This window comes from Pseudomonas helleri (assembly GCF_045830615.1).
Classification (GTDB): domain Bacteria; phylum Pseudomonadota; class Gammaproteobacteria; order Pseudomonadales; family Pseudomonadaceae; genus Aquipseudomonas; species Aquipseudomonas helleri.
In genome coordinates this window covers 3,609,756-3,633,667 of the sequence record NZ_CP174501.1, presented here as the reverse complement: position 1 = coordinate 3,633,667, position 23,912 = coordinate 3,609,756, and the positions used below count along the sequence as shown (strand labels likewise).

At 59.3% G+C, this 23,912-nt stretch carries 23 protein-coding genes; 17 read left to right on the top strand and 6 right to left on the bottom strand.

What is annotated here, in order from left to right:
* Positions 1-66 precede the first annotated feature (66 nt).
* The 8 genes from ACJJU9_RS16350 (at position 67) to arfB (ending at position 7,563) form a co-directional block, all read left to right on the top strand.
* On the top strand, positions 67-930 hold the full coding sequence (locus ACJJU9_RS16350; protein WP_314918815.1) for a PHP domain-containing protein: 864 nt from the start codon (positions 67-69) through the stop codon (positions 928-930).
* 13 nt (positions 931-943) lie between these two features.
* Entirely contained in the window at positions 944-1,573 is a 630-nt protein-coding gene (locus tag ACJJU9_RS16345; protein ID WP_407728998.1) for an L-threonylcarbamoyladenylate synthase, read from the top strand.
* A gap of 128 nt (positions 1,574-1,701) precedes the next feature.
* Complete coding sequence (locus ACJJU9_RS16340; protein WP_164488149.1) at positions 1,702-2,400, top strand: ScpA family protein; 699 nt, start codon at positions 1,702-1,704, stop codon at positions 2,398-2,400.
* A gap of 12 nt (positions 2,401-2,412) precedes the next feature.
* Complete coding sequence (gene scpB / locus ACJJU9_RS16335; RefSeq protein ID WP_407728997.1) at positions 2,413-3,366, top strand: SMC-Scp complex subunit ScpB; 954 nt, start codon at positions 2,413-2,415, stop codon at positions 3,364-3,366.
* A 97-nt stretch (positions 3,367-3,463) separates the two neighbouring features.
* Positions 3,464-3,646 carry a DUF1289 domain-containing protein gene (locus tag ACJJU9_RS16330; protein ID WP_407731003.1) on the top strand — a complete coding sequence of 61 codons (183 nt, stop codon included), beginning with the start codon at positions 3,464-3,466 and terminating at the stop codon, positions 3,644-3,646.
* A gap of 144 nt (positions 3,647-3,790) precedes the next feature.
* A complete protein-coding gene (gene rluB, locus ACJJU9_RS16325) occupies positions 3,791-4,987 on the top strand; it encodes a 23S rRNA pseudouridine(2605) synthase RluB (protein ID WP_048371470.1) in 1,197 nt (398 codons plus the stop codon).
* Between the two features lie 656 nt (positions 4,988-5,643).
* Complete coding sequence (locus tag ACJJU9_RS16320; RefSeq protein ID WP_153336748.1) at positions 5,644-7,062, top strand: amino acid permease; 1,419 nt, start codon at positions 5,644-5,646, stop codon at positions 7,060-7,062.
* Positions 7,063-7,149: 87 nt separating this feature from the next.
* Positions 7,150-7,563 carry an alternative ribosome rescue aminoacyl-tRNA hydrolase ArfB gene (gene arfB, locus ACJJU9_RS16315; protein WP_048371466.1) on the top strand — a complete coding sequence of 138 codons (414 nt, stop codon included), beginning with the start codon at positions 7,150-7,152 and terminating at the stop codon, positions 7,561-7,563.
* Between the two features lie 32 nt (positions 7,564-7,595).
* On the opposite strand, the gene ACJJU9_RS16310 is transcribed toward arfB, so the two are convergent.
* The 6 genes from ACJJU9_RS16310 to phhA form a co-directional block, all read right to left on the bottom strand.
* Positions 7,596-8,783 (bottom strand): MFS transporter, encoded by a 1,188-nt coding sequence (locus ACJJU9_RS16310; RefSeq protein WP_407728996.1) that lies wholly within the window; start codon positions 8,781-8,783, stop codon positions 7,596-7,598.
* Positions 8,784-8,819: 36 nt separating this feature from the next.
* The gene (locus ACJJU9_RS16305; protein WP_088500399.1) at positions 8,820-8,996 is read right to left on the bottom strand and encodes a hypothetical protein; all 177 of its coding nucleotides are present in this window, start codon (positions 8,994-8,996) and stop codon (positions 8,820-8,822) included.
* Between the two features lie 90 nt (positions 8,997-9,086).
* Complete coding sequence (locus tag ACJJU9_RS16300; RefSeq protein ID WP_407728995.1) at positions 9,087-9,218, bottom strand: hypothetical protein; 132 nt, start codon at positions 9,216-9,218, stop codon at positions 9,087-9,089.
* 224 nt (positions 9,219-9,442) lie between these two features.
* On the bottom strand, positions 9,443-10,639 hold the full coding sequence (locus tag ACJJU9_RS16295) for an amino acid aminotransferase (RefSeq protein ID WP_407728994.1): 1,197 nt from the start codon (positions 10,637-10,639) through the stop codon (positions 9,443-9,445).
* Positions 10,639-10,995 (bottom strand): 4a-hydroxytetrahydrobiopterin dehydratase, encoded by a 357-nt coding sequence (locus tag ACJJU9_RS16290; RefSeq protein WP_407728993.1) that lies wholly within the window; start codon positions 10,993-10,995, stop codon positions 10,639-10,641. Before ACJJU9_RS16290 ends, ACJJU9_RS16295 begins: the two co-directional genes overlap by 1 nt.
* 48 nt (positions 10,996-11,043) lie before the next feature.
* Positions 11,044-11,835, bottom strand: coding sequence for a phenylalanine 4-monooxygenase (gene phhA / locus ACJJU9_RS16285; RefSeq protein ID WP_407728992.1), 792 nt, complete (start codon positions 11,833-11,835; stop codon positions 11,044-11,046).
* Positions 11,836-12,175: 340 nt separating this feature from the next.
* Here phhA and ACJJU9_RS16280 point away from each other — a divergent pair, with 340 nt between their 5' ends.
* The 9 genes from ACJJU9_RS16280 (at position 12,176) to ACJJU9_RS16240 (ending at position 23,666) form a co-directional block, all read left to right on the top strand.
* Positions 12,176-13,738 (top strand): sigma-54-dependent transcriptional regulator, encoded by a 1,563-nt coding sequence (locus ACJJU9_RS16280; protein ID WP_048371457.1) that lies wholly within the window; start codon positions 12,176-12,178, stop codon positions 13,736-13,738.
* 292 nt (positions 13,739-14,030) lie between these two features.
* A complete protein-coding gene (locus ACJJU9_RS16275) occupies positions 14,031-14,771 on the top strand; it encodes a flagellar basal body rod protein FlgF (protein WP_048371638.1) in 741 nt (246 codons plus the stop codon).
* Between the two features lie 46 nt (positions 14,772-14,817).
* Positions 14,818-15,603: a flagellar basal-body rod protein FlgG gene (flgG, locus tag ACJJU9_RS16270; protein WP_048371455.1), complete on the top strand. Its 786-nt coding sequence runs from the start codon at positions 14,818-14,820 to the stop codon at positions 15,601-15,603.
* A gap of 21 nt (positions 15,604-15,624) precedes the next feature.
* Positions 15,625-16,320: a flagellar basal body L-ring protein FlgH gene (flgH, locus tag ACJJU9_RS16265; RefSeq protein WP_048371453.1), complete on the top strand. Its 696-nt coding sequence runs from the start codon at positions 15,625-15,627 to the stop codon at positions 16,318-16,320.
* 11 nt (positions 16,321-16,331) lie between these two features.
* Positions 16,332-17,441: a flagellar basal body P-ring protein FlgI gene (locus ACJJU9_RS16260; protein ID WP_048371451.1), complete on the top strand. Its 1,110-nt coding sequence runs from the start codon at positions 16,332-16,334 to the stop codon at positions 17,439-17,441.
* A 10-nt stretch (positions 17,442-17,451) separates the two neighbouring features.
* Positions 17,452-18,708 carry a flagellar assembly peptidoglycan hydrolase FlgJ gene (gene flgJ / locus ACJJU9_RS16255; RefSeq protein WP_048386073.1) on the top strand — a complete coding sequence of 419 codons (1,257 nt, stop codon included), beginning with the start codon at positions 17,452-17,454 and terminating at the stop codon, positions 18,706-18,708.
* Between the two features lie 10 nt (positions 18,709-18,718).
* A complete protein-coding gene (gene flgK / locus ACJJU9_RS16250; protein ID WP_407728991.1) occupies positions 18,719-20,764 on the top strand; it encodes a flagellar hook-associated protein FlgK in 2,046 nt (681 codons plus the stop codon).
* A gap of 14 nt (positions 20,765-20,778) precedes the next feature.
* A complete protein-coding gene (locus tag ACJJU9_RS16245) occupies positions 20,779-22,368 on the top strand; it encodes a flagellar hook-associated protein 3 (protein ID WP_407728990.1) in 1,590 nt (529 codons plus the stop codon).
* Between the two features lie 368 nt (positions 22,369-22,736).
* The gene (locus tag ACJJU9_RS16240) at positions 22,737-23,666 is read left to right on the top strand and encodes a ketoacyl-ACP synthase III (protein ID WP_048386068.1); all 930 of its coding nucleotides are present in this window, start codon (positions 22,737-22,739) and stop codon (positions 23,664-23,666) included.
* Positions 23,667-23,912: the final 246 nt, after the last annotated feature.

The window sequence follows — 23,912 nt, the reverse complement described above, 5'->3', positions numbered from 1 at the left end:
GATGTGGCGGCATAATAACAAACATCAATGACAGCGAAAGCGTCAGCTAGAGGTTATTAAATCCCCGTGGAAATAGACTTGCATTGCCATAGCACGGCATCTGATGGCGCTTTGGCGCCGGCGGCACTGGTTGCGCGTGCGTTCGAGAAAGGTGTGCGAGTCCTGGCCCTGACCGATCACGATACACTTGAAGGCCTCGAAGAAGCCCGCGCGGCGGCGCTGGCCTTGAACATGACGCTGGTAAACGGCATTGAATTGTCGTGCACCTGGGGTGGCGCAACCATTCATGTCCTGGGCTACGGGTTTGATACCCAGGCCCCGGCCTTGCTTGAGGCCATCGCCAAACTGCACGAAGGCCGTTGGCTGCGCGCTGAAGAAATCAGCCGCAAGCTCGCCCTTAAAGGCATGCCCGGCGCGCTGGAAGGCGCACGGGCCATTCAACAAGGCCTGGGCGACAGCGGCAATGCCCCGGCCCGTCCGCACTTTGCCGACTACCTGGTTGAGGCCGGGTACGTCAAAGACCGCGCCGAAGCGTTCCGCAAATGGCTGGGCGCTGGCAAGCTGGGCGACGTCAAACAGCATTGGCCAACCCTTGAAGAGACCGTCGGCACCTTGCGTGCAGCCGGTGCCTGGGTGAGCCTGGCGCACCCGTCGCACTACGATTTCACGCGCAGCAAGCGACGTCGGCTGATTGGCGACTATATTCAAGCGGGAGGTCACGCGATTGAGGTCGTCAATGGCTACCAACCTGCCGATCAGGTGGGCAGCCTGGCGATTCTGGCGCGTGAATTTGGTCTGCTGGTCAGCGCCGGCAGTGATTTTCATGGCCCTGGAGGTTGGTCCGAGATCGGAGAATATCGCCCCGTCCCGGAAGATCTGCCGCCATTGTGGTGTCGATTCAAATATGACCAGCCTGCTGCCACCGACTGAACAGGAACATAACGTGAGTCAATTTTTCCAGATCCATCCGGAAAACCCGCAGCCGCGCCTGATCAAACAGGCAGTCGAGATCATCCGAGAGGGTGGTGTGGTGATCTATCCCACCGACTCGTCCTACGCCGTGGGTTGTAAGATGGGCGACAAAACCGCGATCGAGCGAATCAAGCGCCTGCGTAACCTGGACGATAAACACAACTTCACTTTAATGTGCAGCGACCTGTCGCAATTGGGTGTGTTTGCCAGGGTGGATACTGGCGTGTTCCGTTTGCTCAAAGCTCACACGCCGGGGCCGTACACCTTTATCCTCAACGCTACCCGTGAAGTGCCGCGCCTGCTGCTGCACCCCAAGCGGCGCACCATCGGTATGCGCGTTCCGCAGCATCCCATTGCCCTGGCACTGCTCCAAGAGCTGAACGAGCCGCTGATGAGCGTCACGCTGATCCTGCCGGGTGAAACCGAGCCGATGGAAGACCCTTACGAGATTCGCCAGGAGCTGGAAAAGCACGTCGATCTGATTATTGATGGCGGTTTTGGGGGGCATAAAGCGTCGACTGTCATCAATCTTGCCGGTGACGATCCCGAAGTGGTGCGGGTAGGTTGTGGTGATCCGACGCCGTTTATGGTCGAGGCCTGATGTCAGACCTGGACGTAGTAGAAGCGGTTGATGAGCAAGCCGGTGCCCAGCAAGAGCTGCCGTTTGCCATGGTCTATGGCCAGGCCGTTATTGAAATGCCGATGGATCTGTACATCCCCCCGGATGCGCTGGAGGTGTTTCTTGACGCGTTTGAAGGCCCGCTCGACTTGCTGCTGTACCTGATCCGCAAACAAAACATCGACATCCTGGACATTCCCGTGGCGGAAATTACCCGCCAGTACATGGGCTATGTCGAACTGATGAAAACCGTGCGTCTGGAGCTGGCCGCCGAGTATTTGGTGATGGCCGCGATGCTGGCCGAAATCAAGTCACGCATGCTCCTGCCGCGCTCGGCCGAGGTCGAAGAGGAAGAAGGCGACCCGCGTGCCGAACTGATCCGCCGCTTGCAACAATACGAGCGATTCAAGGCGGCAGCGGAAGGCATTGATGGCTTGAGCCGGGTAGGGCGCGACATCATCGTGCCCAAACTCGACGCCCCCGAAGCACGGGCGCGCAAGCTGGTGCCGGACGTCGCGCTCGAAGAGCTGCTGATGTCCATGGCCGAAGTGCTGCGCCGTACCGACATGTTCGAAAGCCATCAGGTCAGCCGTGAAGCCCTGTCCACGCGAGAGCGCATGAGTGAAGTACTTGAGCGTCTCAAAGGCGGCGGTTTTGTGCCGTTTGTTGAGCTGTTCACCGTAGAAGAAGGGCGTTTGGGCGTGGTCGTGACCTTTATGGCCATTCTTGAGCTGGTCAAAGAGTCGCTGGTCGAGTTGGTGCAAAATGAGCCCTTCACGGCAATCCACGTGCGGGCGCGAGCCGAATAAAGAGCTGAAACCATGAATTTGACTGAACCCCGCGAACTGGCACCGCTGCTGGAGGCCTTTTTGTTGGCCTCCGGAAAGCCGCAAAGTCTGGAGCGACTGTTTGAGCTGTTTGACGAGAGCGAACGGCCTGAACCGCCCGTGTTCAAAAAGGCCCTCGATATGCTGCGCAAGTCGTGCGATGGCCGCGCCTTTGAACTCAAGGAAGTCGCTTCGGGCTATCGCCTGCAAATACGCGAGAAGTTTTCGCCGTGGGTCGGGCGGCTGTGGGAAGAGCGCCCGCAGCGTTATTCACGGGCGATGCTCGAAACCATGGCGCTGATTGCCTATCGCCAGCCCATCACCCGTGGCGAGATCGAAGACGTGCGCGGCGTGGCGGTCAACAGCCACATCGTCAAAACCCTGCTGGAGCGCGAATGGATCCGCGTAGTGGGCTACCGCGACGTGCCGGGCAAACCGGCGATGTTTGCGACCACCAAGGCGTTTCTGGACCACTTCAACCTGCAAAACCTCGACGATTTACCGCCGTTGGCCGAGTTGCGCGAGCTGGAGCCAGACCCGATCCTCGACTTCGACGACGCCCCTGTGCCCGAGCACCTGCAAGCCCTGGCAGACGAAAGCCTGGAGCCTGAAGAGCCCAAGGACGAGACCAGCTTCCGCACCTTGCTGGTGGAACTGGACTCGATGGAAGAAGGTCTTAAAACTGACTTTGATGATTTGTTGAGGGAAGAGGCAGCAGTCAGCGAGGAGCTGCAAGCGGCAAGTGAAGAGCAAGAGCCAGCACCAGCACCTGAGCCAGAACCGCACCCTGAGGTCGAGCCACGGCTCAGCGCGGCGGAGCTGGCGCGTGATCGCTTGCGTGCTGCCGTAGCGGCCCTGGAAGCGCGGGCCACCCTGAGTGAAGAAGAACTCGAAGCCCGCGCCCTGGCCGACGCCATCGAACAGGAACGCCGCGATCTCGAAGACTGACACACCCCTTGTAGGAGCGAGCTTGCCTCTCGAGCTTTTAAAGATCAAAAGATCGCGAGGCAAGCTCGCTCCTACAGGGATTTTGAGAGATTCCACCATGAAAGACCCCTGCATCAGCCTCTGCAAATTCACCGATGACATCTGCATCGGCTGCGGGCGCAGCAAGCGTGAAATCAAAAGCTGGAAGAAACTCGACAAGGATGAAAAACGCGCCGTGCTGGCCGAAGCCGCCCTGCGTTTGAAGACTCTGAAGGTCACCGGCCGGCGGAAAAAGAAGTAAGTCGGCGCCTTCATCACCCGACATTGATGCGCAATGGCCAACATCCGCGTATGATTCGCGACCCCCACGCGCTCGTTCGAGCAGCAGGGCTTAATTTTTAACACCTCAGGCCACGCCTGAGTTGACACACCGGGAGGTGCCCAGATGAGTGATCTAGACCCTAAAGACAGCCAGGAAATTGGCCCGGCAGGCGAAAAACTGCAAAAAGTACTCGCCCGTATCGGCGTCGGCTCGCGCCGCGACGTAGAAAGCTGGATCAGCCAAGGCCGCATCAAGGTCAATGGCAAGGATGCAACCCTTGGGTTGCGCGTAGATCTGCATGACGCCATCTCCATCGATGGCAAGGTGATCAAGCGTGAAGAGGCCGCCGAATCGGTGCGCCGCGTGATCATGTACAACAAACCCGACGGCGAAATCTGCACCCGTGACGACCCGGAAGGCCGTCCGACCGTGTTTGACAAGCTGCCGCGTCCAAAAGAAGGCCGCTGGATCAACATCGGTCGTCTCGACATCAACACCACCGGTTTGCTGATGTTCACCACCGACGGTGAGCTGGCTAACCGCCTGATGCACCCTTCCTACGAAATGGACCGTGAATACGCGGTACGTGTGCGTGGCGAAGTCGATGACGAGATGATCGAACGCCTCAAGGCGGGCGTAGTGCTGGAAGACGGCCCTGCGCGTTTCACCGACATCAAGCAAGCGCCAGGCGGTGAAGGCTTCAACCATTGGTACCACTGCGTGGTGATGGAAGGCCGTAACCGTGAAGTGCGTCGTTTGTGGGAATCTCAGGGCTTGGTGGTCAGCCGTCTGAAGCGCGTGCGTTTCGGTCCGGTGTTCCTCAACTCTGACCTGCCGATGGGTCGCTGGCGCGAAATGAGCCAGTACGAAATCGACATTCTCAGTGCTGAAGTCGGCCTTACGCCGGTTGCCTTGCCTGAAATGAACGCCAAGAGCAAAGACAAGCTTGAGCGTATGCAGCGCAAGTCGTCGCGCCCGGTACCGCGTGCTGACCGTGTTGCACGTACCTTGCGCCCGGCCAATGGTGAGCCGGCTGCGCCGCGTCCAGCGCGCCAGCCGCACATCGAAGGTGAGCGTCCAGGTCGTCCGGCCCGTGATGAGTCTGCCCGTCCGGCCCGCAAGCCGTCCGGTCGCACTGACCGCGTACCGGCAGGGCGCGGTGCACCGATCGCCGAGCGTCCGAGCGAAATCAGCAAGCGCCCGGCCAAGCCGACGCGTTCTGGCCCAAAGCTGGTTGATGATGCGCCGTCCGGCAAGCGTCGAGGCGCGCCGTCCGGTTCCGGTCAGCGTCCAGGCTTTGGTCGTCGCAAGCCTGAGTAAACCTGCGGCGCTGTGAAAAAAACGCCAACCCCCAAAGGGTTGGCGTTTTTTTATGCCTGCAAATCACACATCTCCTGTAGGAGCGAGCTTGCTCGCGATCTTTTGATCTTCTAAAAGATCGCGAGGCAAGCTCGCTCCTACAAAATCAGGTTTCCACGTGGAAATATTTCTTTACGCTCCGTAACGCTATCTCTACAAAATCAACAGGTTATCCGGCGCAACTGCCCGTTTTACCCCTTGTGTAAAGAATACTTTCCGGAAAGCTGGCTGCTTGCACCATTTCTGACCGTTTATTGGCTTGTTTCGTCTTGCAAACGGCGGTGTGATGGGATCTTGCCTACGAGCGGGTGTACAATGCGCCGCGTTTTAACTGTGACCCAATTGCGTACCCGCGCTTTTTGCGCTGCTCAACCCCGTGATGAGTGGCCAAAACCTCGAGGCTAACCCGCCTTGTTAACTCCGCATCGCCACAAGCGTTGCGGGTTCGATTCCGTCACAGATAAAAACAAACAGGTGACGCATGACTCGTGAAACAACTTTGGATTCCTGGCGTCTGCGCTGGGGTTTGATGTGTGTTGTAGACCCTTCGATCACTGCCTCTGGTGCTCAAGCTACATCGCACTGAATCACATCAAACCTTGTGTGGAACGCTTTCAATGAGTGGAAAAACCTCGCAATCAGGTGAGCTTAAACGCGGCCTGAAAAATCGTCATATCCAGTTGATTGCCCTCGGCGGCGCGATTGGTACTGGCCTGTTCCTCGGCTCGGCCGGGGTACTGAAATCGGCCGGTCCATCAATGATTCTGGGCTATGCCATCTGCGGCTTCATTGCCTTCATGATCATGCGCCAGCTCGGCGAAATGATCGTCGAAGAGCCCGTTGCCGGCTCCTTCAGCCACTTTGCGCATAAATACTGGGGCGGCTTTGCCGGCTTCCTGTCGGGCTGGAACTGCTGGGTGCTGTACATCCTGGTGGGCATGTCGGAGCTGACAGCGGTCGGTAAATACGTGCACTACTGGTGGCCCGAGATCCCGACCTGGGCCTCTGCGGCAGCCTTCTTCGTGCTGATCAACGTGATCAACCTGACCAACGTCAAAGTGTTTGGTGAGGCTGAGTTCTGGTTCGCGATCATCAAGGTCGTGGCCATTATCGGCATGATCGCCCTGGGCAGTTACTTGCTCACCAGTGGTAGCGGCGGCCCTCAAGCTTCCGTCAGCAACCTGTGGTCGCATGGTGGTTTCTTCCCGCACGGCGTGACCGGTTTGCTGATGGCCATGGCCTTCATCATGTTCTCGTTCGGTGGTCTGGAAATGCTCGGTTTCACCGCAGCAGAAGCCGACAAGCCGCGCACGGTGATCCCTAAAGCGATCAACCAGGTGATCTACCGCATCCTGATTTTCTACATCGGTGCGCTGGTGGTTCTGCTGTCGTTGACCCCGTGGGACTCGCTGCTTGAAACCCTCAACGCCGGTGGCGACAGCTACAGCAGCAGCCCGTTTGTACAAGTGTTCTCGATGCTGGGCAGCAACACCGCAGCGAACATCCTCAACTTCGTGGTGCTGACTGCGGCGTTGTCGGTGTACAACAGCGGCACCTACTGCAACAGCCGTATGCTGCTGGGCATGGCGCAGCAGGGTGATGCGCCCAAAGCGCTGGCCAAGATCGACAAGCGCGGCGTGCCGGTCAATGCCATTCTGGCCTCGGCAGCAGTGACGGTGATTGCGGTACTGCTCAACTACTGGATGCCGCACGACGCGCTGGAACTGCTGATGTCGCTGGTGGTTGCGACGCTGGTGATCAACTGGGCGATGATCAGCTACTCGCACTTCAAATTCCGCCAGCACATGAACAAAACCGCGCAAACCCCGCTGTTCAAGGCACTGTGGTACCCGTACGGCAACTACATCTGCCTGGCGTTTGTAGCGTTCATTCTGGTGATCATGCTGTTGATCCCGGGCATTCGCATCTCGGTGTTCGCAATGCCGATTTGGGTGGCCTTTATGGGGCTCTGCTACTGGTTGAAACCCAAGCGTGTAGAACAAGCCTCCGCTGAGGTTTACAGCCCGGCCAAGTAAATTGATCGGTTAAACAACACACCCGGCCACCGCGCCGGGTGTGTTGTTTGTGGGGTATGCTGCACGCCCTGCTGATGGACCTTTGTAATGCTGGTGATTTCCAACAACGTGCACATTCCCGATGCCGAAATCGAACTGACGGCCATTCGTGCCCAGGGCGCGGGCGGGCAGAACGTCAACAAAGTCTCAAGTGCCATGCATTTGCGCTTCGACATCCCCAACTCATCCTTGCCGCCTTTTTACAAAGAGCGACTGCTGGCGCTGCGTGACAGCCGCATCACCAGTGACGGGGTGTTGATCATCAAGGCGCAGCAATACCGCACCCAGGAACAGAACCGGGCGGATGCGCTGGAGCGTTTGCTTGAATTGATCGTGAGCGCGACCAAGGTCGAAAAAAAGCGCCGCCCGACCAAGCCGACCCTGGGCTCAAAAAAGCGTCGCCTCGAATCCAAGACCAAACGCGGCAGCATCAAAGCCGGGCGGGGCAAGGTGGACTTTTAAGTCAAAAGACCTCAGCCAGAAGGGGGTTGTTCTTAACTGCCTCGTGCAAGCTTTGCCTGCCGATACAAGTAAACACTCAGCAGCACCCCGCTAAACGACGCCAGTGCTGCAAACAGGAAGATCGAGGTAAAGCCAAAACCTGCCGCCACCGCGCCCACCAGCGGCCCGGTGATGCCCAGTGACAGGTCGATAAACAGCGAGTAGGCGCCCACCGCTGCGCCTCGGCTGGAGGCGGGCACCAGGTTGACCGCCTCAACGCCCAGCGCCGGAAACACCAGCGAAAAGCCAAAACCGCTCAGCGCCGCACCGGCCAAGGCCAGATGCGGGTCAGGCGCCAGCCACAGCAACAGCAAGCCCAGTGTTTCGACGCTCAGGCAGGCAATGGCGACGCGAAAGCCGCCCAGGCGGTTGATCATGTTGCCAAACAGCAACCGCGCACTGATAAAGCTGGCGCCAAACAGGCTCAGGCACAGCGCGGCGTTTTCCCAGTGGTTGGTGGCGTAATACAGGGTGATAAAGGTGGCGATGGTACCAAAACCAATCGAACCCAGCGCCAAGCCTGTACCGTGGGGCAGCACCCGGCCCAGCACGTGCAGGAACGGCAAGCGCACGCCGCTGACAATGGGCGCGGCCACTTTTGGCCAGGCCAGCAGCAAGCCCAGCGTGGCCAAGGCAATGATGCTCACGCCCAGGCTCCACATGCCCAAATGCCCGACCATCACCACGCCCAGTGGTGCGCCAATGGCAATGGCGCCGTAGCTGGCGATGCCGTTCCAGGAGATGACTTTGGCGGTGTGGGCGGCGCCCACCCGGCCAATGCCCCAGCCGATCGACCCCGAACCCACCAGGCTTTCAGCGCTGCCCAGCACCAGCCGGCCCAGCAGCAGGCTGGCCAGGCTCCAGACAGGTGCCGCTGCCAGCCAGCTTGAAGTCAGCATCAACACACCGCTCAAGCCGCAACCCGCCAAGCCGTACATGACTGCGCGCTTGCTGCCCTGGTTATCGATGATGCGGCTGGCGTAAGGGCGGCTCAGGAGCGTGGCCAGGTATTGCACGCTGATCACCAGCCCGGCGATGACCGTGCCATAGCCCAGATGGTTGTGAACGTAACCGGGCAATACGGCCAGCGGGATGCCGATGTTCAAATAGCCGATAAAGGTAAACAGAACGATGGAAACCACTTGCAGCGTGATTGCCATAGGGCGTTGTGTTTCAGGCATTGGGTAGGGGTCCTGCGGGGAGCGGTAAGGTGCAGATTACAACGGTGCAACCAATTGTGTCGCAATTAAAGCAGCCAGTGCGTTTTCCTGGGTGCCGAAGCGCTTAAGCAGCAGGGCCTGCTTTTGTGGGCTGAGACGCTCCCAGAGCTCGATCATTTTTTCGGCGGTGCCGATCAGGACGCTGGCCTGGGTGTCGCTAAAGGTGTCAGTCACGCTGTTGTCCGCGAGAAGAGAAGGGTGCCGCAATTGTGTCAGGCGGTATGAAAAACCTGAAGCTTTTCGCACCGCCTGATAGATGGCCGGTCAGTCTTCGCTGTCGGCCTGGAGGCTGTCTGGAGCCTCTTCCAGTGCGGGGTTTTCGCCACTGGTGTGTTGCGGGGTTGGCTGCTGAGTTTCATGCAGGCTTGGGAAGGGGAGGTTTGGGATCTCGTGCATCGTCGCGCTCCTCGTAAGGTGTGTTTTTAAATCGCTGGGTAAATCGGCGCTTTTAAAAAGCAAGGGCAGGATACAGGAGGGAGTGTGACAATTTGTCTTTTTATTGCGTCTGGCGCCGATTGTGGCGATTTATTCATCTTGTAACAGGCCTGTAGGAGCGAGCTTGCCTCGCGATCTTTTAAATGCTCAAAAGATCGCGAGGCAAGCTCGCTCCTACACGGTTTTTAGTGCTGGCAGACCTGTGCAATGGCCTTGGCGAGCAACTCCAGACGGGTGCCATCGACCCCGGCCATGTTGGCGCGCCCTGAGCCGACCATGTAAACGCTGTGTTTTTCACGCAGCACTTGCACTTGCTCGGTGCTCAACCCGGTGTACGAGAACATCCCGCGTTGCTGGTTGATGTGCGCAAAGCGCTCGGCCAGACCGAACGGCGTCAGCGCCTCGACTAAACCGCTGCGCAACTGGGCGATGCGGCTACGCATGGCTTCCACCTCGGCGGCCCATTGCGCCTTGAGCTGCGCATCACCGAGGATGGTCGCCACCACGGCGGCGCCATGATCAGGCGGGTTGGACCACAAGTTGCGCGCCAGATACGCCAGTTGGCTGCGCACATCGGTCAGTTTTTCGGCGTCATTGGCGCACACGATCAACGCGCCGACACGCTCACGGTACAGGCCGAAGTTCTTCGAGCAAGAGCTGGTGATCAGCACTTCAGGCAGTTTGCTCACGAACAGGCGTGTTGACCAGGCATCTTCTTCCAGGCCGTCGCCGAAGCCCTGATAGGCAAAGTCGATCAGGGGCAGCAGTTCGCGCCGACGCACGACATCCAGCACCTGCAGCCAGTCGTCTTGCGACAGGTCAAAGCCGGTCGGGTTGTGGCAGCACGCGTGCAGCAACACCACGTCGCCCTTGGGTACGTGCTCCAGGGCGTGCAGCATGGCGGCCACGTTGAGGCTGTTGTCGCGGCCCACGTAGGGGTAGTGACCCACTTTCAACCCGGCTTCGGCGAAAATGCTTTCGTGGATCGGCCAGGTCGGGTCGCTCAGCCAGATTCCGCGCCCTGGCAGGCAGTGCGCGATAAAGTCGGCCACCAGACGCAATGCGCCGGTACCGCCCGGCGTTTGCGTGGCGCCCGCACGTTTGGCCGCCAGCAGCGGCGAATCAGTGCCCAGTACCAGTTCGCTGATCAGTTGGCCAAAACGGCTGTCGCCGTGGCCGCCGATGTAGGTTTTGGTCTGTTGCTGATCTACCAGGCGCTGTTCGGCCTGTTTGACTGACTGCAAAATCGGGGTCAGGCCGTTGGCGTCTTTATAGACGCCCACGCCCAGGTCGAATTTGTTCGGGTTGGTGTCCTGGTTATAGGCGTCGATCAACCCCAGAATCGGATCGCCCGGCACGCGGCCAATGGCTGAGAAGTGCATTACTTGCGACCTTCGGCAGTTTTGGCAACGTCATCGGTGCGCGCAGCCATGATGAAGTCGTTGCGGTGCAGGCCTTTGATCGAGTGGCTCCACCAGGTCACGGTCACTTTGCCCCATTCGGTCAGCAGGCCCGGGTGATGGCCTTCAGCTTCGGAGATTTCTCCAACGGCGTTGGTGAACGCCAGAGCGTGCTTGAAGTTCTTGAACAGAAAAACCTTTTCCAGCTGCATGATGCCGTCGCGAACTTCAATGTTCCATTCCGGGATCTGCTTGATCAGAATCGGCAACTCTTCGTCGCTGACCTGTGGAGCATCGGCGCGGCAGGCTTCGCAGTGGGCTTGGTTCAATGTGCTCATGGTGTATTCCTGAAATCGATTTTTTATTGGTCTTGAAAAAAATAAGGGTTAAGCCGCTTTCGGCTTGGGCGGGAACTTGGGCGCATGCAAGCCCAGCTCCATGCCTTTTTCAACCATGCCCATGATGTCTTCGTGGGCCAGGTCAAACAGGCGCTTCAAGTCCGGCAGAACAAAATACAGCGGCTGCAAAATATCAATTCGATACGGCGTGCGCATGGCTTCCAGCGGATCGAATGGCTGATGTTCAGGTTCTGAAGACAAGCTGTAAACCGTTTCTTTAGGCGAAGACAGAATTCCGCCGCCATACACGCGTTTGCCTTCAGGGGTGTCCACCAGACCGAACTCGATGGTCATCCAGTACAGGCGGGCCAGATACACGCGCTGTTCTTTGCTGGCTTGCAGGCCGAGCTTACCGTAGGTGTGGGTGAATTCAGCAAACCACGGGTTGGTCAGCAGCGGGCAATGGCCAAAAATCTCGTGGAAAATATCCGGCTCTTGCAGGTAATCCAGTTCTTCACGGGTACGAATAAACGTTGCCACCGGGAACTGCTTGCTGGCCAGTAATTCGAAAAAGGTCTGGAAGGGGATCAAAGCCGGCACGCGGGCAACTTGCCAGCCGGTGGTTTCGCCCAGCACTTTATTGATCTCGCCCAGTTGCGGGATGCGGTCGTGGGGCAGGCCGAGTTTTTCGATGCCTTGCAAGTATTCAGGGCAGGCACGGCCTTCGAGCAATTTGAGCTGGCGGGTAATCAGCGTATTCCACACCCCGTGTTCCTCGGGTGTGTAGTCGATAAAGCCATTGGCATCCGGCTCACGGGCGACGTATTTCGTGTGCTTCATGGTGCTCTCCGCAGAGAAATCGTTTTTATTGTTCTGTCAGGGACGGCGGGTATTCGTTGGTTAAGTGATATCCCAAGTGCTGGCCGTATGCAGCCGGGCAAGCGTGTCAATTATCTGAATGGAGTGCGCATTCCGTAAATAATTCGTTACGACAAGAGAATTGAACTGTCATTCTTGCGTGAGTAATTGCAAAATCGTCAAAAAATCGTGACAGCAAAATGCTCTCCCGAACAAATACACACCCCTGTAGGAGCGAGCTCGCCTCGCGATCTTTTAAAAAGATCAACAGATCGCGAGGCAAGCTCGCTCCTACAATAAAGACACAACCGAGCCTTGCCCCATGCGTATCAAAGTCCACTGCCAAAACCGGATTGGCATCCTGCGTGACATCCTCAATCTGTTGGTGGCCTACGGCATCAACGTCAAGCGCGGCGAGGTGGGCGGCGATCAGGGCAATGCGATCTACCTGTTTTGCCCAAATCTGATCAACCTTCAGTTCCAGGCGCTGCGCCCGAAGTTTGAAACCATCGCCGGGGTTTTTGGCGTCAAACGTGTAGGGTTGATGCCCAGCGAACGCAGGCACATGGAACTCAACGCCTTGCTCGGCGCGCTGGAATTCCCCGTGCTCTCCATCGATATGGGCGGCTCGATTGTGGCGGCCAACCGTGCGGCGGCGCAGTTGCTCGGCGTGCGCGTCGATGAAGTGCCGGGCATTGCCCTATCGCGCTACGCCGAAGACTTCGACTTGCCGGAGCTGGTGCGGGCCAACAAATCGCGGATCAACGGCCTGCGGGTCAAGATCAAGGGGCATGTGTTCCTCGCTGACATCGCGCCACTGCAACTGGAACACGATGACAGCGAAGCCATGGCCGGTGCGGTGCTTACCTTGCACCGGGCCGACCGTCTGGGTGAGCAGATTTACAACGTGCGTAAGCAGGAACTGCGCGGCTTCGACAGTATTTTCCAAAGCTCAAAAGTCATGGCCGCCGTGGTCCGTGAAGCCCGACGCATGGCGCCGCTGGATGCGCCTCTATTAATAGAAGGCGAAACCGGCACCGGCAAAGAATTGCTGGCGCGCGCCTGTCACCTGGCCAGCCCGCGTGGGCAATCGCCGCTGATGGCGCTCAACTGCGCCGGTTTGCCCGAGTCGATGGCCGAAACCGAACTGTTTGGCTACGGTCCGGGTGCATTCGAAGGGGCACGGGCCGAGGGCAAGTTGGGGCTGTTGGAGCTGACTGCTGGCGGTACGTTGTTTCTGGATGGCGTGGGCGAAATGAGCCCGCGTTTGCAGGTCAAATTGTTGCGCTTTCTGCAGGACGGTTGCTTTCGCCGTGTCGGCAGCGACGAAGAGGTCTACCTCGATGTGCGCGTGATGTGCGCCACGCAGGTGGATTTGTCTGAGCTGTGCGCCCGTGGCGAATTCCGTCAGGACCTTTACCACCGCCTCAACGTATTGTCGTTGCACATCCCGCCGCTGCGCGATTGCCTGGATGGCCTTGAGCCGTTGGTCGAGCATTTTCTCGATCAGGCCAGTCGGCAAATTGGCTGTGCGTTGCCGCGCCTGGCCCCGGCGGCCATGGACCGCTTGAGCCACTACCATTGGCCGGGCAACGTGCGGCAATTGGAAAACGTGTTGTTCCAGGCGGTGTCGCTGTGCGATGGCGGCGTGGTCAAGGCCGAACACATCCGCTTGCCGGACTACGGCGTGCGCCAGCCGCTGGGCGAATTCTCGATGGAAGGCGGGCTGGACCAAATCGTCGGCCGCTTTGAAAAAGCTGTGCTGGAGCGCCTGTACTCCGAACACCCGAGCAGCCGCCTGCTGGGCAAGCGCTTGGGCGTATCGCACACCACCATAGCCAACAAACTGCGCGAGCACGACATCATCAAGCCTGGTCGGGATTAGAGCTTTTGGATTCAGTGCAAGGCCTTCAGGTTGCAAAAAAACTCCAGCATCTCCCAATCGGTTCCTTCTCCCTCCGGGAGAGGGCTAGGGTGAGGGTGAGGGCTTTAACAGGCCGCCCTTTGCCGCAACCGGCATAACCACGCCGGTTTGCCATTTGTGTGACGCCACATAAACCTCCTCAAGCCCCGCCAGCACGGCCTTTGCACCGTCAATAAAAAGTTGGTGCGCAAATTGCTAGTACCCATTCAGTACAGCGGTGGGCGGCAAGCGTCCGTCAGGCAGAGGAATGAGTGTGGACAAGTACCTTTATGTGGCAATGACCGGCGCCAGTCAGAATGCTCTGGCGCAAAAGGCACATGCCAACAATCTGGCGAACATCTCAACCAACGGCTTTCAGCGCGATCTGGAACAGGCGCGTTCGATGCCGGTGTTTGGCGACAGCTTTCCTGCGCGGGCCTTTGCCATGACCGAGCGACCTGCCACGGATTTCACGCCGGGTGCGCTGGTGCAAACCGGGCGTGACCTGGACATCGCCGTCAAAGGCGATGGCTGGCTGGCCGTGCAGGCCCCTGATGGCAGCGAAGCCTATGTGCGCACCGCCAGCATGAATGTCGACTCGCTGGGCATTCTGCGGGCCGGCAACGGCATGCCGGTCATGGGCAACGGCGGGCCGATCGCCGTGCCGCCGCAGCAGCAAATTGAAGTGGGCGAAGACGGCACCATCAGCATTCGCGCCATGGGTGAGGGCCCGCGCGTGATGGCTGAAGTGGACCGCATCAAGCTGGTTCAACCGGACCTGCGCTCCATGACTAAAGGTCTCGACGGTCTGATCCACACCGCCAACGGCCAGCCTGCGCCATTCGACGCCAATGTGCGGGTGACCTCGGGGTTTCTGGAGGCCAGCAACGTGAATGCCGTCGAAGAGATGACCTCGGTGCTGGCCCTGTCCAAGCAGTTCGAGTTGCACATCAAAATGATGAACACCGCCAAAGAAGACGACCAGGCCATGACTCGCGTCCTGGCCATGAGCTAATTACTGACACGTTGTGCCGAAAAACCGGCGCACGAGGAGAGCACGCATGCTTCCGGCACTGTGGGTTGCAAAAACGGGTTTGGCTGCACAAGACACCAACCTGACGACAATTTCCAACAACTTGGCCAACGTCTCGACCACCGGCTTCAAGCGTGATCGTGCTGAGTTCCAGGACTTGCTCTACCAGATCAAACGCCAGCCCGGCGCGCAATCGACCCAAGACAGCGAGCTGCCTTCCGGCCTGCAACTGGGTACCGGTGTGCGCATTGTCGGCACGCAAAAGAACTTCACCGCCGGTAGCCTGCAAACCACCGAGCAGCCGCTGGACATGGCCATCAATGGCCGCGGGTTTTTCCAGATCATGCAGCCCGACGGGACCACGGCCTACACCCGTGACGGTACTTTCCACCTTGATTCCAACGGCCAGATCGTCACCGCCAGCGGTTTCACCCTGGAGCCTGCGATTGTCGTGCCTGCCGATGCCGAGACGTTCACCGTCGGCCAGGACGGCACCGTGTCGGTCACCGTGCCCGGCAACGCCGCTGCGCAGATCATCGGCAACCTGCAAACCGCCGACTTTATCAACCCGGCCGGCTTGCAGGCACAGGGCGGCAACCTGTTCCTTGAGACCGCCTCCAGCGGCGCGCCGCAAATCGGCACGCCGGGCCTGAACGGTTTCGGCACCACCATGCAGAACACCCTCGAAACCTCGAACGTCAGCACCGTTGAAGAGATGGTCAACATGATCACCACTCAGCGTGCTTACGAGATGAACTCCAAAGTGATCTCCACCGCCGATCAAATGTTGTCGTTTGTGACGCAAAATCTGTAATTACGTGAAGCGGGAGAGGTCATGAAACGCTTTATTTCTGTTCTGGCACTGGGTGGCGTTACTTTTCTGGCGGGTTGTGTCAGCCCGCCGCCACGCCCTAACGATCCGTACTACGCCCCGGTACTGCCGCGCACGCCGCTGCCGGCTGCGGCGAACAACGGTTCGATTTACCAGGCCGGTTTTGAACAGAACCTGTACAGCGACCGAAAGGCATTCCGGGTAGGTGACATCATCACCATCACCTTGAACGAGCGCACCCAGGCGAGCAAAAACGCCAACTCGGCCATCGGTAAAAACAGCAACACCAACATCGGCCTGACCTCGCTGTTCGGTGGCGGCATGACCACCAACAACCCGTTGGGCGGTGCTGACCTGAGCCTCAACGCAGGCTACAGCGGCAGCCGTGCCACCAAGGGCGACAGCAAGGCCGGGCAGGGCAACAGCCTGACCGGTTCGATCACTGTGACGGTGGCCGACGTTCTGCCTAACGGCATCATCGCCGTGCGCGGCGAGAAGTGGATGACCTTGAACACTGGCGACGAACTGGTGCGAATCGCCGGGCTGGTCCGGGCGGATGACATCTCTACCGATAACACCGTGTCCTCGACCCGCGTGGCCGATGCGCGCATTACTTATTCGGGGACGGGCTCGTTTGCCGATGCCAGCCAGCCGGGCTGGTTTGACCGCTTCTTCCTTAGCCCACTGTTCCCTTTCTGACCGGACCGACCATGCCGAATCTCAAGCACCTGCTGGCAGCCGTACTGCTGCTGTCGACAACCCTGGGCGCTCACGCCGAGCGGTTGAAAGACATCGCCAGCATTTCGGGCGTGCGCTCCAACCAATTGATTGGGTATGGCTTGGTGGTCGGGCTTAACGGCACGGGCGACCAGACCACGCAAACGCCGTTCACCCTGCAGACCTTTAACAACATGCTCTCGCAGTTCGGCATCAAAGTGCCGCCGGGTTCGGGCAACGTGCAGTTGAAAAACGTCGCCGCGGTGTCGATCAGCGCCGATCTGCCCGCGTTCGCCAAGCCGGGGCAGGTGATCGACATCACCGTGTCGTCCATCGGCAACTCAAAAAGCCTGCGCGGCGGCACACTGTTGCTGACCCCGCTCAAGGGTATTGACGGCAACGTCTACGCCGTTGCCCAAGGCAACCTGGTGGTCGGCGGCTTTGACGCCGAAGGCCGTGACGGCTCGAAAATCACCGTCAACGTACCGTCAGCCGGGCGCATTCCGGGCGGTGCATCGGTCGAGCGGGCCGTGCCCAGCGGTTTCAATCAGGGCAACAGCCTGACCCTGAACCTCAACCGTTCCGACTTCACCACCGCCAAGCGCGTGGTCGACAAAATCAACGACCTGCTGGGGCCGGGTGTGGCCCAGGCGATTGACGGCGGCTCGATCCGCGTCACCGCGCCTTTGGACCCCAGTCAGCGCGTTGACTACCTGTCGATTCTGGAAAACCTCGAAGTGGATCCGGGTCAGGCCGTGGCCAAGGTCATCATCAACTCGCGCACCGGCACCATCGTGATCGGGCAGAACGTCAAGGTATCGCCGGCGGCGGTAACCCACGGCAGCCTGACCGTGACCATCACCGAAGACCCGATCGTCAGCCAGCCGGGCCCGTTGTCCAACGGCCAGACGGCCGTAGTACCGCGCTCGCGGATCAACGCCCAGCAAGAAGCCAAGCCGATGTTCAAGTTCGGTCCGGGCACCACCCTCGACGAAATCGTCCGGGCGGTGAATCAGGTGGGTGCGGCGCCGGGGGATCTGATGGCGATCCTCGAGGCCCTGAAACAGGCCGGCGCTTTGCAAGCCGACCTGATCGTGATCTGAGGCCTACGGCATGGACATGCGTAAGAGTGGTGTCGTTAGTGACAGCGATTCGGGGGCGTTCAGCGACCTCAATCGTCTGAACAACCTGAAGGTCGGCGACCGTAACAGCGACGGCAATATGCGCAAGGTTGCGCAGGAATTCGAGTCGCTGTTCCTCAACGAAATGCTCAAGTCCATGCGATCGGCCAACGAAGTGCTGGGCAAGGACAACCCGCTGAACACGCCTGCGGCCAAGCAGTATCAAGAAATGTACGACCAGCAACTGTCGGTGACATTGTCACGCCAGGGCGGCGGCATTGGCTTGGCCGACGTGTTGATGCGCCAGATGTCGAAAAACAAATCGGTAGTGCCGGGTGACGTACCCGCCACACCTGCTGTGGCCGCAGAAACCAAGGTCACTGCGCCTGCGACGACTGCCACGAACAGCCCGTTCGTGCGCTCCAACGGCCAGCGCGCCTTGTGGGCTGCACGGGTGGCCACGCCTGCGGTCGATGGCGGGCACAAAAATGACATGGCGATGCTTAACCAGCGTCGTCTGGCGTTACCGAGCAAATTGACCGACCGCCTGTTGGCCGGGATTGTGCCGTCGGCTGACCCGGCGCGCTCAACCGTCAACACCAGCACCGTGCCGGGCCGCACCAGCCCGGCGCTGGACGCGGTGATCAAGGGCAGCCGACAGCCGATGCTCAGCGCCTCCGGGGTGCACGGGCGCATGCAGATTTATGGCCGCGCCGTGGCTCAGCCGCCGTTGGCACCGGCCAAACAAGCCTTTGAGTCGCCGGATGCGTTCGTTGCCACCATGTTGCCGATGGCGCAGCAGGCGGCCGACCGAATCGGCGTCGACCCGCTGTATCTGGTCGCGCAAGCGGCGCTGGAAACCGGTTGGGGCAAATCGGTCATGCGTCAACAAAACGGCAACAGCAGTTACAACCTGTTCGGCATCAAGGCCACCGGCAATTGGCAGGGCGCGCAGGCGCGGGCCATTACCAGTGAGTTCCGTGACGGGCAGATGGTCAAGGAGACGGCGGACTTCCGTTCCTACAACTCCTACCAAGACAGCTTCCACGACCTGGTGACCCTGCTGCAGAGCAACAATCGTTATAAAGATGTGCTCAACGCAGCCGATAAACCAGAGCAGTTTGTTCGTGAATTGCAGAAGGCCGGTTACGCGACCGACCCTGAGTACGCGAGCAAGATTTCGCAGATTGCCAAGCAAATGAAAACCTACCAGAGCTACGTCTCGACGGGTTCTCTCACGCATTTATAAGGTTTGAACCATGGCGAGTTTGATCAACATCGGGATGTCGGGGCTTAACGCCAGCCAAGGGGCCTTGGCCACCGTGGGCAATAACATTGCCAACGCCAATACCTCGGGCTACTCGCGTCAGCAAGTGGTGCAGAGCAGCGCGGGCTCGCAGCAGGTGAGCGGGGTGTTTATCGGCACCGGGACTACCCTGGCCGACGTACGCCGGGTGTACAACTCCTATCTCGACGCCCAGTTGCAAGCCACCACATCGCTCAACGGCGACGCCCAGGCGTATCTCGACCAGATCGGCTCGATCGACAAACTGCTCTCGGACAAAAGCACCGGTGTGTCGTCAGCGCTGAACAGCTTCTTCGCCTCCCTGCAAACAGCGGCCGGGGCGCCAGGCGACAGCTCCACGCGGCAATTGCTGCTGACCAATGCGCAAACCCTGAGCAACCGCTTCAACTCGATTTCGACTCAGCTCAACCAGCAGAACGACGGCATCAACAGCCAGCTGGACACCCTGACCTCGATGGTCAACCAGCACACGGCCACCATTGCCTCGCTGAACAAGCAAATTGCCCAGGCCACCACGGCGGGCAACACCCCCAACGACCTGATGGACGCCCGCAACGAAGCGGTGCGCACCCTCAACGAGTTGGTCGGGGTGTCGGTTCAAGAGCATGACAACGTGTACGACATCACCCTCGGCACTGGTCAGGCGCTGGTGCAGGGCAATACCTCGAACACCTTGTCGGCGGTGCCCAGCAAAACCGACAAAAGCCAGTTCAGCATCCAGATCAACTACCCGCAGTCCAGTTCCGACGTCACTTCGGTGCTCACTGGCGGCAAAATCGGCGGCCTGCTGCGTTATCGCGAAGACGTGCTGGCCCCGTCCATCAATGAACTGGGGCGCACAGCCATCGTGTTGGCCGATGCCTTCAACCAGCAGTTGGGGCAGGGGCTGGACGCCAACGGCGAATTTGGCTCGTCCCTGTTCAGCAGCATCAATAGCGACAAGGCGATCAGCCAGCGTAGCTTGGCCGCGACTGGCAACAGCGCAGGCTCGGGCAACCTCGATGTAAAAATCACCAACAGCGGCGCACTGACCACCTACGACTATCAGGTCACGTTCACCAGCGACAACGAATACACGGTCAAGCGCTCGGACGGCACCAACATGGGCGCCTTCAAGCTCGATCAAGACCCGCCGGCGGTGATCGACGGTTTCACCATGAGCCTTAATGGCGGCGCGTTGAGCAAGGGCGACAGCTTCAAAGTCAGCCCCACCGCCAATGGCGCCAGCAGCCTTAACGTGCAAATGACCGATGCCAGTAAATTGGCGTTCGCCGGGCCTTTGGTGGCCGTTAAAGGCGGCTCCAACAGCGGCACTGGTGCGGCGAGCGGCCTGAGCCTGTCGCAAGCGCTGAATATTTATGGCGGCGCGGACCTGGGCAAAGCGCAAAGCGAAATCGAAGGCGCGATGCCGGTGCGCATTGCCTTTGACGAAGCCAGCGGCGGCACCCAGGGCTATCGCATCCTCAATGAAAAGGGCGAGAAGATCGGCGAAGGCACCATCGTTCCGGGTCAGGACAACAAAGTCACGATCAAGGTGCCGGTGCTCGATGCCTCGGGCGCGGCGGTGACCAACCCGGACGGCACGCCAAAAACCGTCAATTTCGACACCACCCTCAGCGGCTCGCCGGCCAAAGGGGACAGTTTTGATATTCGCTTCAACAAGGATGGCAAGGCTGACAACAGCAACGCCAACCAACTGTTGGGCCTGCAAACCAAACAGACCGTGGGCGTGACCGGCGGCGGGGGCGGGGCGAGCCTTGGCACCTCGTACAGCCAATTGGTCTCCAAGGTCGGCGGCAAAGCCAGCCAGGCCAGCGTCGACGGCACCGCCAACACGGCCGCCCTGGCGTACGCCACGCAAACCCGCAACTCGGTGTCGCAGGTCAACCTGGACGAAGAAGCGTCCAATCTGGTCAAGTTCCAGCAGTACTACACCGCATCGTCGCAAATCATCAAAGCGGCGCAAGAAACCTTCAGCACGCTGATCAACAGTCTTTAAGGGAGCACTCGACGATGCGTATTTCCACTGCCCAGTTTTTTGAGTCGACTAGCACCACTTACCAGAACAACTTCTCGTCGGTGATCAAGACCCAGCAGCAGATCGACTCTGGCGTGCGCATCCAGACCGCTGCCGATGATCCGGTGGGGGCCGCACGTTTGCTGCAACTGCAGCAGCAAAAAGACATGCTGGGCCAGTACTCCGCCAACATGGACAGCATCAAGTCGTCGCTGAGCAATCAGGAAAGCGTGCTCGACAGCATCAATAACTCCCTGCAAAAAGCCGGTGAGCTGGCGCTGCGGGCGGGTGGTCTGACCAACGACGCCGACCGCTTGGCGGTGGCCAATGAACTGGGCAGCATCGAAGACCAGGTGTTCAGCCTGCTCAACAGCAAAGATTCCGCGGGCAACTACATGTTCTCGGGCTCCAAGACCGACACCCAGCCGTACATCCGCAACAACGACGGCACCTACACCTATCAGGGCGATGACACTCAGCTCAACCTCAAGGTCTCGGACACCCTGACCCTGGCGGGCAGTGACACGGCCAAAAGCTTTATGGAGAACTCGGTGAACACCGGGCGCACTCAAAGCACCTTGCAGCCGATGCTCGACCCGGACGGTGCGGTGGTGCCGGACAAAGGCGTGGTTGCCGTGTCATCGGGTCTGGTGACCTCCAGCGCGGTGTTCAACAAGAGCTTTGCCGCAGGCCAGCCGTACACCCTGGAATTCACCAGCAGCACCCAATACACCCTCAAAGATGCCGACGGCAAAGACGTGACCTCTGAGATCCCGGGCAACGGCGTGTTCGATTCGACCAAAGAGGGCGCGCACAGCATCAGCCTGCGCGGGGTGTCTTTTGACATCAACCTGAACCTCAAGGACATTGCCCCGACCGACCAGGACGCGGCGGTCAAGGGCCATACCTTCACCCTGCAAGCCAAGCCCGACACCTTCAATGCCTCGCGCACCCCGAGCAACAGCTCGACGGCGCAAATCACCGGCTCCAACGTGACCAACGCGGGCACCTACAGCGACAGCTTTCCGAGCAATGGCGCGGTGATCAAGTTCACCAGCGCCACCGAGTACGAGGTCTACGCGCAGCCGGTGACCGACAGCAGCAAGTCGATTGCCAAGGGCACCCTGGCCGATGGCTCGCTGGAAGCCATGGGCGTCAAATTTGACTTCACCGGCACCCCGGCTTCGGGCGATCAGTTTGTTGTCAGCAACAACAACCACCAAAGCCAGAGCGCGCTGGACACCATCAGCGAGCTGCGCAAGGCGCTGGTAGTGCCGAGTGAAAAAGACGCGGCGGCCTCGCGCATGCAGCGTGACGCAATCAACACCGCGATTGGCAACCTGAAAAACGCCAGCGCCAGCATCGACACCGCCCGAGGCTCAATTGGTGCGCGGTTGAACGCGGTGGACATTCAATTCGACGAAAACACCAGCATGGGCCTGGCCAACGACTCCACCACCGCGGCCATCGGCAACACCGACACCGCGAGCGCGGCAACCCAACTGGCCTTCCAGAAATCCATGCTCGAAGCCTCGCAACTGGCGTTCGTCAAAATCTCCCAGCTCAGCCTGTTCAATCAGCTGTGATCTAAATCCCGTAGTCGCTGACGAGGCACGAGGCACGAGGCTGCGATAGGTTGCGAAGCGACCCCCGTTTTGGCGTTCCTGCGGCCCGCATCGCAGCCTCGTGCCTCGACAGCGACTACAACTTCTCTGAAATCTTTTGTATAAAACCACACAAATTAGAGTGACCTATGAGTCACAACGCGCATCTTCACTGTATCGTGTGAAACGTTTGGGCGGGCGCCGGGCTATTTTCAGCTGATTTGTGTGTTTTTTTGCAGGTGTCAGGTGCCCATTTCGCCGCTGTTTTTGCGCGACGAAGCCCTCTTATTGTCAACGCCCCTCGGTTAGCTGAGCGGGTGATCTCCAGCTATTAGTATTGGGAAGCCACAATGATTGGCATTAAAAGCATCGCCAGTTACGTGCCTGCAAACGGCGTAGACAACTACGCTCAGGGCGCGAAGTTCTCCAAGGACGAAGACTTCATTCTGGGCAAGATTGGCTCGGCCTTCTTGCCGCGTAAAGATGCTGACCAGGAAACCTCAGACCTGTGCGTAGAAGCCGTCAACGCACTGTTCGCCAACAACCCGCAGCTCTCGCGTGAATCCATCGACGCGCTGATCGTCGTCACCCAGAACGGTGACGCCGAAGGCCTGCCGCACACCGCTGCCATCGTACAAGACAAGCTGGGCCTGCCGACCCACGTGGCTGCGTTCGACATCTCTCTGGGCTGCTCGGGCTACGTGTATGGCATCTACGCCATGAAAGGCTTTATGGAAGCCGCGGGCCTGAAAAACGGCTTGCTGGTGACCGCCGACCCGTACTCCAAAATCGTCGACCCCGAAGACCGCAACACCACCATGCTATTTGGCGACGCCGCCACCGCCACCTGGATGGGCGAAGACGCCACCTGGCAGCTGGGCAAAGCCAAATTCGGCACCGACGGCTCGGGCGCACCGCACCTGAAAGTCAGCGATGGCGTGTTCTTTATGAACGGTCGCCAGGTGTTCAACTTCGCCCTGGTCAAAGTCCCGGCGCACCTGCACGAACTGCTGGACGAGTCCGAACTCAAAGCCACAGACATCGACGCGTTCTGCATCCACCAGGGCAGCGCAGCGATTGTTGACGCCGTGGCCCGTCGTTTTGAAGAAAGCGAGCCCGAGAAGTTCATCAAGGACATGGTCGAGACCGGCAACACCGTGTCCTCGAGCATTCCGCTGCTGCTGGAAAAACACGTGATGGACGCCGCCTGGAAGCGCGTCGCGCTGAGCGGGTTCGGCGTGGGCCTGTCGTGGGGCTCAGCGATCATCTATCGCGACTAAACACGCGCTAGACACAACAATCGACCCCGCTGTAGGAGCGAGCTTGCCTCGCGATCTTTTAGAAGATCAAAAGATCGCGAGGCAAGCTCGCTCCTACACGATCAGATTTTGCCAGGGGACAACGCGCAACCCCTTGAAACACAAGGCATGAAACCCCGCCTGTAAAAAAAATCAAAAAAGCCCTCAAGCATCCTGCCATCACGACGATAACTATTACGAAGGTTCTCTAGGCCACACCCGGCGGTT

What these genes read in the sequence shown, in the direction of transcription:
- scpB (WP_407728997.1), top strand. Translation starts at nt 2,413, where the DNA reads ATGAATTTGACTGAACCCCGCGAACTGGCACCGCTGCTGGAGGCCTTT.
- ACJJU9_RS16330 (WP_407731003.1), top strand. Translation starts at nt 3,464, where the DNA reads ATGAAAGACCCCTGCATCAGCCTCTGCAAATTCACCGATGACATCTGC.
- rluB (WP_048371470.1), top strand. Translation starts at nt 3,791, where the DNA reads ATGAGTGATCTAGACCCTAAAGACAGCCAGGAAATTGGCCCGGCAGGC.
- ACJJU9_RS16320 (WP_153336748.1), top strand. Translation starts at nt 5,644, where the DNA reads ATGAGTGGAAAAACCTCGCAATCAGGTGAGCTTAAACGCGGCCTGAAA.
- arfB (WP_048371466.1), top strand. Translation starts at nt 7,150, where the DNA reads ATGCTGGTGATTTCCAACAACGTGCACATTCCCGATGCCGAAATCGAA.
- ACJJU9_RS16310 (WP_407728996.1), bottom strand. Translation starts at nt 8,783, where the DNA reads ATGCCTGAAACACAACGCCCTATGGCAATCACGCTGCAAGTGGTTTCC.
- ACJJU9_RS16300 (WP_407728995.1), bottom strand. Translation starts at nt 9,218, where the DNA reads ATGCACGAGATCCCAAACCTCCCCTTCCCAAGCCTGCATGAAACTCAG.
- ACJJU9_RS16295 (WP_407728994.1), bottom strand. Translation starts at nt 10,639, where the DNA reads ATGCACTTCTCAGCCATTGGCCGCGTGCCGGGCGATCCGATTCTGGGG.
- ACJJU9_RS16290 (WP_407728993.1), bottom strand. Translation starts at nt 10,995, where the DNA reads ATGAGCACATTGAACCAAGCCCACTGCGAAGCCTGCCGCGCCGATGCT.
- phhA (WP_407728992.1), bottom strand. Translation starts at nt 11,835, where the DNA reads ATGAAGCACACGAAATACGTCGCCCGTGAGCCGGATGCCAATGGCTTT.
- ACJJU9_RS16280 (WP_048371457.1), top strand. Translation starts at nt 12,176, where the DNA reads ATGCGTATCAAAGTCCACTGCCAAAACCGGATTGGCATCCTGCGTGAC.
- flgG (WP_048371455.1), top strand. Translation starts at nt 14,818, where the DNA reads ATGCTTCCGGCACTGTGGGTTGCAAAAACGGGTTTGGCTGCACAAGAC.
- flgH (WP_048371453.1), top strand. Translation starts at nt 15,625, where the DNA reads ATGAAACGCTTTATTTCTGTTCTGGCACTGGGTGGCGTTACTTTTCTG.
- ACJJU9_RS16260 (WP_048371451.1), top strand. Translation starts at nt 16,332, where the DNA reads ATGCCGAATCTCAAGCACCTGCTGGCAGCCGTACTGCTGCTGTCGACA.
- flgJ (WP_048386073.1), top strand. Translation starts at nt 17,452, where the DNA reads ATGGACATGCGTAAGAGTGGTGTCGTTAGTGACAGCGATTCGGGGGCG.
- flgK (WP_407728991.1), top strand. Translation starts at nt 18,719, where the DNA reads ATGGCGAGTTTGATCAACATCGGGATGTCGGGGCTTAACGCCAGCCAA.
- ACJJU9_RS16245 (WP_407728990.1), top strand. Translation starts at nt 20,779, where the DNA reads ATGCGTATTTCCACTGCCCAGTTTTTTGAGTCGACTAGCACCACTTAC.
- ACJJU9_RS16240 (WP_048386068.1), top strand. Translation starts at nt 22,737, where the DNA reads ATGATTGGCATTAAAAGCATCGCCAGTTACGTGCCTGCAAACGGCGTA.